Annotated in this window: 3 protein-coding genes; 1 reads left to right on the plus strand and 2 read right to left on the minus strand. The window is 47.1% G+C overall.

What is annotated here, in order from left to right:
* Positions 1-203: 203 nt before the first annotated feature.
* Together L2082_RS08840 and L2082_RS08845 are read right to left on the minus strand one after the other, a co-directional pair.
* Entirely contained in the window at positions 204-1208 is a 1005-nt protein-coding gene (locus tag L2082_RS08840) for an NAD-dependent epimerase/dehydratase family protein (protein ID WP_446010368.1), read from the minus strand.
* 45 nt (positions 1209-1253) lie between these two features.
* Positions 1254-4658 (minus strand): ligand-binding sensor domain-containing protein, encoded by a 3405-nt coding sequence (locus L2082_RS08845; RefSeq protein WP_446010367.1) that lies wholly within the window; start codon positions 4656-4658, stop codon positions 1254-1256.
* Between the two features lie 409 nt (positions 4659-5067).
* Here L2082_RS08845 and L2082_RS08850 point away from each other — a divergent pair, with 409 nt between their 5' ends.
* Complete coding sequence (locus L2082_RS08850) at positions 5068-6642, plus strand: AAA family ATPase (protein WP_446011631.1); 1575 nt, start codon at positions 5068-5070, stop codon at positions 6640-6642.
* The last annotated feature ends 302 nt before the right edge of the window (positions 6643-6944 follow it).

Genomic DNA, 6944 nt, shown 5'->3' on the forward strand with positions numbered 1-6944 from the left:
TTATATTTCCTTATTGCTGAAGCTCTGCTTCCTGTTGCCTGTATGAAGCGGAGCTTCACGGTGTCTGCACCCAAGCAGAGCTTGGGCACGAGATGCATCGCACCCACCAGCATATGAAATGCGCTCATTGAGCAAACAGAGTTTATACTATATGAAAAGGGCATACCAGTTTTTTATTCAAATATGAACAGAACCTGAACAAACTACAACCCTTGTTGCTGCAACCACTCTATCAACCGTTCCATTCCAACCTCTGTGGACACTTTTTCCTTATACCCCAACAAGGTCTCTGCCTTTTTTTTGCTGAACCAATGAGACATGGCCAGTTGTTCGGCAAGAAAACGGGTCATCTTTGGCTCCTGCCTGCGGCCCAAAGCACCATAGCCTTTTTCCAGCAGCCATCCTATGGTCTTTGCTGTTCCTAAACTCACCTGCGAGGTCACAGGAGGCACGTCCATCCTGGCAAAGAGATCATTCACCCACGGCCACAGCGATACAGGCTCCTGCTGTCCAATAAAAAAGGCATGACCAGCAGCACTGCCTGAACCTGCTAAATTGTCAGCTGCCAAGAGATGGGCGTGGACCACATTATCAATATAGGCAATATCCACCTGATTTTTTCCATCGCCAACAATACGAAGGCTCTGGTCCCGGCCACGAGCCATGAGACGTGGAATCAGGTTGGTATCTCCTGGCCCCCAGACAAGATGGGGTCGAATGGCTGCTGTTCGCAGTTTCTCAGAGTTATGTTGCAAGACATATTGCTCTGCCAGGATCTTGGTGATTGCATAGGCGCAGAGCGGCTTGGCAGAATAGGGAAGTGACTCATCCCCCCCTTCTATATCATGGCCGTCAAACACCACAGACGGGGTTGAGGTATACACCAGGTTTTCGATGCCCAGCTCTTTGCAGGCTGCCAGCACATTCAGGGTACCCAGAACATTAATAGCATAATACTCCTGAAAAGTCCCCCAGATTCCTGCCTTGGCTGCAACATGAAAGACCGTATCACAACCAGCAGCAGCCTGTCGCACATCTTTCAGGTTTTGAATGTCGCCTTGCAGAGAAACAGCTCCGGCAGCTTCTGCAGCAGGATAGCGATGCCGCCCAAGGACACGAACCGTTTTCCCCTGCGCACAGAGCTCTCTCACCAGAGCAAGCCCGATAAACCCTCCGCCTCCGGTGACAAGTATTTTGCTCTTCTTCATAACAGCCTGCTCACCCATCATACTTGTTCAGCAATATTGACAAGATCATTTAAATCCCAAGACATTAACCCCATTCCAATCATTTCCTATACCAACCTGTAAGTAATGAGAACAACGTTGGATATAGGTATCTGATGCTTTATCATCAGGACATACTCGTAAACATTCCTGAAATATTTTTTTTGCCTGGCGTAACTCTCCTGCCTGATAATAAGCAATAGCCTCTTCAAAAACAAAAGCAGACTGTATTTTTAACGAACGCACAGGTTCAGGAAGAGCATCCAAGGCTTCAAAAACCCTGACAGGTTTTTTCTTTCCTTTAACGGTCACATTATCGAGAATCCTGACGTAATATTGTTCAGGATTTGCCAAACCTTGATAGGTTTCTTCAGAAAAAAGGATATTCACCCCATAATAATTGGTCAGGCCCTCCAGACGCGCTGCCAGATTCACGCCATCACTGATCACTGTCCCATCCATACGATTTTCTTCACCAACAGTACCAAGCATTAACTTGCTGGTATTAATACCTATACCAATTCGTACCGGCATCTGATGATTTTTTATCCGTTGCTGATTTTCCTCACGCAACAGGCTGGTGTTCATCTCAACAGCAGCATCCAATGCCTGCTGGGCTGTTGGAAACAGAGCCATGATAGCATCCCCTATGTATTTATCAACAAATCCTGCGTATTGATGCACAATCGGCCCCATTTGACTCAGATAGGAGTTGATAAAATCAAAGGTTTCCTTGGGGGTATGATTTTCAGACAACGAGGTAAAGTCACGAATATCAGCAAAAAGAACAGTCAGCTCCTTTTCCACCTGATCTCCCAATCGTACATCAAGGATGCTCTTTTTTCCTAAAAAATTAAAGAAAATATGGGGAACAAATCGACTATAGGCCTCTGATAGTCGTATTTCATGTTCTTTGGCAGCCCGCTCTACTTCTGTTGCCTTTCTCTCTAACTCCAGTTGCAGTTTGCGGCGTTTCAGTTCCAGGTTCAGTTTTTTTACACGATGCCGATAGATTAAAACTCCTGCCAGAATAAACAAAAAAACGCTCGTAATAATCACCAGGAAACGAAACCAGGAGGTCTCGTAATAATACGGCACCCTGTAAAAGCGCAACACAGCGTCATCAGACGATGAAACACCGTCATTATTCCTTCCCTTTACTTTAAAGGAATAAGAGCCTGGTGGCAGATTTGTATAAGAGACCTCCCGTTTTTTACTGGGACTTGACCATTCCTTGTCAAAGCCCTCAAGTTTAAACTGCAACTGATTTTTTTCAGGAGAAACAAAGCTGAGCACCGTGAAGTAAAAATTCAACCTGCTTGTCTCAGGCGGGATAAAAAACACACCTTGGGAATCCTTTGTACCAGCTGTCTTGATATTTGAAGAAAGAATTATGGTTTTCGGTAATATTTCATTAATTGGGATATGATCAGGATCAATCACAGCAACGCCACCGTGGGTGGGAATCCATAATGTCTTGTTCGTACTGACTTCCATCCAGGCTGTTGCTGTTGGATTTTTTTTAAGTCCTGAATGGTTGTCAAAAACTACCCGTGGGAAGGTCTTTTTCTTCCCCAGCAGAACCTCCTCTATGTCCTGTTGGTGGACATAAAACACACCAAGACTGCTTGTCATCCACAGCCTGTCTTTTGCATCCGCTGTTATCTCAAAAATACTATTGGTCAATAAACCCTGCCTGGAACTCAGAGTATGTATCTTGTCGCCCCGGATGATAAAAATGCCATTATTTGAGGTTACCCACATGCCACCTTCCGGCTCCTGGTAAAACCTGAAAATGACATTTCCAGGTAACCTTTTATCTCTTTCATACCTCCTTTGTATTCTCCCTTGCTCGTAGATATGAATTCCGCCTCCATCTGTTCCAATCCAGATACGGCCTTGCTGGTCCTCATACAGGCTTAAGATAAAATCATTTTTCAGGCCGCTCTCTCCCTTGCTTGTATAAGTCCTGCTTGTATAATTCGTGATAGTACCGTGCTGATCAATAACGCTGATACCAGAGGTGGTTCCGACCCAGATATTATGCTGGCGGTCTTCCAAAACAACCCGAACCCTGTCAGAAACAAGGCCGTCTTGCACTTTGAGTTGCTGCACTATTTTCCGGTCTTTCAGAACGAGCAATCCATTGCCATAGGTGCTCACCCACACCCTGTCCAGGCTATCCTTATACAGATGCCTGATTCTGGTTTTAAACTGTTGTTCTGAAAACGGTTCTACTGTATTCAGATCAGGACGAACCAGATTCAAGCCCTGATTGGTTGCCACTAAAAATTCCCCTGGCTTCTCTTCCAAAACCGCATTAACGGTCTGGCCGAGCATTCCTTCAGAGTCAGAATAGATAAGAAACTTTGTCTCTGAAAACTGATCAATTCCCGGACGTGTTCCAAGCCAAAGGCTTCCTTCTTTATCCTGATATGCTGCAGAAACAATATCATCACTCAGGCCTTCACGCTGCGAGAAAGCATCAAACTCCCCCTGATAATAACGGAACAACCCACTATCGCCGGTTAACCATAATGTTCCATTATTATCCTGATAGATTCTGGTATTACTGATTTTTCCCGGGTGATTTACCTCATTATTCAAATCAAAAACTTTAACAACTTCATCATCTTTTACCAGGAAAAGCATATCAGCAGTAATTGCCCAAAGCCCTTTTCCTGTACGATCCTTGACCATGGACTCAAGAACAGTATGTTGGGTTAATTGAGCCAGCATTCCATGATAGGGAACAAACCCTTTTGCTTGCTTATCAAAAACATATAAGGACCCGGCCCGCTTCGTCCCAACCCAGAGAGTTCCTGAAGCATCCTGACAGATAAAATTAACCAGTTTGTTGCCTGGTACGTCTAATAAGGGAAAGCGTTGAAAAGTTGTTCCGTCAAAATAAGCAAGCCCTGAAGTTGTTCCAATCCATAAACCACCGTCCTGGTCCTCAAACAAGACCCTGACTGAGTTAGCAGGAAGCCCATCTTCAACTGTAAACCCTGTAAAAATGTCAATGTCGTCTTGATAAAAAAACAGCCCGTTATCATTGGTGCCAATCCATAAACGGCCCTTGCTGTCCTTAAGCAAAGTACGTACCGCTGAAGCCGGAAAATCATCACGCATCATGCGGTTGTACTGAACAAATTCCTCGCCATCAAAGCGTACCAATCCTGTATAGGTTGCCAGCCAAAGAAACCCATCATCATCCTGCGTAATATCAAGGACACTCTTTATTTTTTCATTATCAATATACGATCTGTGCAGGTATTGAGAAATACGAATATCAGGATTAAGAGATTGCCCATGCACATGGTTCTGCGGAATAACAAGACCCCAGAAAACAAGAAGCATAAGCAAGTGTAGCCAATTTTTTTGTACGTACTTATGGTTGTAGCCTATGTTTTCAAACGCTGTTTCCTGCATCCTGTTCTTTTTCACCCGCCTTGTTTACCGAGGAAGTTTTTCTTCATCCCACTCTTTTGTTCCGAACAGGGGGGGGAGTGTCCGACCGGCTGTTTTGCTTTAGATTACAGTATGAAGATCGGCTGCCAGTCTGTCAAGAATAATCCGGTGTATGGTATAAATATTCCAACAGATTAATATTGAAAAATAACCCACCCTTTTAACAGGAGGCGGCAAGGGCGGGAGACTCAAGTGCTTCCGATGTGGAGTAGACTGCCCCGAAAGAACCGCTTGACTTCTCCAGAAAGTGAACTAAGCTTTGTTTTTCGGAACATCCAACAGAAGATGGAGCGGTTCCTCCTCTGGGGAAAAATGCGGAAAAAACGAAATACCATAACCAGCAGCCCGGAAAGGGTTTTCGGAGAGCATTATGAAATTCTTCAACACCGCAGGCCCGGTCAAATCTGAGGATCATTATTGCCTGCCTCCCTTGGAACGCTTTGACCTCGAAGAGCTGCTCCCTCTCATAGATCAGAAAAAATACTTCATACTCCACGCACCAAGGCAGACCGGCAAGACCTCCGGCCTGCTGGCCCTGATGGAGGCTCTGAACAGGGGAGAAAAATACACCTGCCTGTACTGCAATGTGGAAATGGCCCAGGCCGCCCGCGGAGACGTTGAAAGCGGTATCAAATGCATTGTCGGCGAGATCGCCTCTGGAGCACGCCGTTACCTGAACGACAGATTTCTTTACGATAACTGGAGTGCGCTGGTGGAGCAGTGGGGTGGAAAAAATGCCCTGCATGAGGCCCTTTCCCAGTGGACGGAAAAGCTCGACCGACCTCTTGTTCTGCTCATTGACGAGATTGATTCACTGGTCGGAGACACCCTGATCTCTGTGCTGCGCCAGCTCCGTACCGGATACAACACCCGCCCCTCGCATTTTCCGCAGAGCGTTATCCTCTGCGGAGTGCGTGATATCCGGGACTACCGTATTCATTCCGACCGGGAAAAGGATATCATCACCGGCGGCAGTGCCTTCAATATCAAGGCCGTGTCGCTCAGGCTGGGTGATTTTTCCCGAGACGAGACGGAACGGCTGTACCGGCTTCATACAGAGACAACCGGGCAGGTCTTTGCCGACGGTGTGCTGGATGCAGTATGGGAACTGACTGAAGGACAGCCTTGGTTGGTCAACGCCCTGGCCTATGAAGTCTGCTTTAATATGAAGGCAAACCGGGATCGTTCCGTAACCATTACCCCGGACATGATCCGCAAAGCCGGAGACAACCTGATCCTCCGGCGAGAGACCCATCTTGACCAGCTGGCGGATAAGCTCCGGGAGGAACGGGTGCAGAGGGTGGTCGGTCCCATTCTGTACGGTGCGGAAAGCCCGGAAAACATTCCGCCGGATGATATCATGTATGCTGAGGATCTGGGGCTGATCAAAACCAAGGGCAAGCTCAGGATCGCCAACCGGCTCTATCAGGAGGTGATCCCCAGAGAGCTGACCTTCAGCACTCAGCTCACTATTTCCCAGGAGTCGGCCTGGTATGTGAATCCAACCGGAACCCTGGATATAGAAAAACTGATGGCTGCGTTTCAGGAGTTCTTCCGTGAGCATTCCGAGCACTGGGTCGAGCGTTTCCAGTACAAAGAGGCTGGCCCGCAGCTCCTGCTTCAGGCATTTCTCCAGCGTATTATCAATTCAGGTGGTCGCGTGGAGCGGGAATACGGGCTGGGTCGCAAACGAACCGACCTGCTGCTGATCTGGTTTTACGAGGGCGGGGTGCAGAAGAGCGTTATTGAGCTGAAGATTCTCTATAAATCCCTTGATGCCACGATTCAGGAGGGGCTTGAGCAGACCTGGAACTATATGGACCGATGCGGCACAACAGACGGACACCTGGTGATTTTTGATAGAACCGACAGGCCCTGGGAGGAGAAGATCTTCAGGAGGCGGGAATCCTTTACCGGAACCGAGATTACTGTCTGGGGGATGTGATATGACCCTGCTCTCATTTAACCTCCACCACTCCGTAATCCCGAGCCGGGTGTATCTACGAGTTGGGGGCTGTCAACTCCGCATCGGAAGAACTTGAGTCTCTCGCCCTTGCCACCCACCGTTAACCCAAGTTCGTGACATAAAAAGTCAAAGTTATGCAAAAACAACAAGTTGCTTATTTTTTGACTATTCCTATGGCACTACAAATTTTTATTTTGCCGGAATCGTCCTCTTGATAATCCTGCCAGGATGATGTGGCAGGCCAAGAGCGTCATATATTCTTTGTTGTCTCGGTTCCGGGC

The organism is Candidatus Electrothrix sp. (genome assembly GCF_052785085.1).